Source organism: Streptomyces sp. NPDC006529, assembly GCF_040611795.1.
Taxonomy (GTDB): domain Bacteria; phylum Actinomycetota; class Actinomycetes; order Streptomycetales; family Streptomycetaceae; genus Streptomyces.
Genome location: NZ_JBEXPB010000150.1, coordinates 1 through 1049 on the forward strand (window position 1 = coordinate 1; position 1049 = coordinate 1049).

Annotated in this window: 1 protein-coding gene; it reads right to left on the reverse strand. The window is 67.2% G+C overall.

Features of this window, described 5'->3' with window-relative positions:
• Positions 1 to 1049, reverse strand: a 1049-nt coding sequence (locus ABZY31_RS31345; RefSeq protein ID WP_356417111.1) for a polyketide synthase, incomplete at both ends; no start/stop codon positions are given.

Below are 1049 nucleotides of genomic sequence, written 5' to 3' on the forward strand. Positions count from 1 at the left end.
CCCGCCTCCCAGTCGATCTGCGCCGACGGCGCATCCACATGGAGCGTCTTGGGCAGCACCCCGTGCCGCATCGCCATGATCATCTTGATCACACCCGCCACACCGGCCGCAGCCTGCGTGTGACCGATGTTCGACTTGATCGACCCCAACAACAACGGCTGGCCATCCAGCCGCTCCTGCCCATACGTCGCCAACAACGCCTGCGCCTCGATCGGGTCACCCAACCGCGTGCCCGTGCCGTGCGCCTCCACCGCATCCACATCCGCAGCCGACAAACCCGCCCCGGCCAAAGCCTCCCGGATCACCCGCTGCTGCGAAGGACCATTCGGCGCCGTCAAACCATTACTCGCACCGTCCTGATTGATGGCCGAGCCACGCACCACCGCGAGCACCGGATGGCCCAGGCGCACGGCGTCCGACTGACGCTCGACGAGGAGCATGCCCGCACCCTCGGCCCAGCCGGTGCCATCCGCACCGTCCGCGAAGGACTTGCACCGGCCATCGGCCGCCAGACCGCGCTGGCGGCTGAAGTCGACGAACGTCTCCGGCGTCGCCATGATCGCCACACCGCCGGCGAGGGCCATGTCGCATTCGCCATTGCGCAGCGCCTGGATCGCCCAGTGCAGCGCCACCAGCGACGACGAACACGCCGTGTCAACGGTGACCGCCGGACCCTCCAGACCAAAGGTATAGGCGATCCGGCCCGAAGCGATGCTGCCGGAAATCCCGGTACCGAGGTACCCCTCCACACCCTCGGGCAACTCCTCGCCATTGCCGTAGCCGCTCGCGTAATCGTGGTACATCACGCCGGCGAAAACACCGGTACGGCTACCCCGCATCGACGTCGCGTCGATCCCGGCCCGCTCGAAAGCCTCCCAAGAAGTCTCCAGCAGCAGACGCTGCTGCGGATCCATCGCGAGCGCCTCACGCGGCGAGATCCCGAAGAACCCCGCATCGAACTCGGCCGCCTCGTGCAGGAACCCACCCTCACGCGTATACGACGTCCCCGCATGATCCGGATCCGGGTGATACAACCCCTCCACATCCCA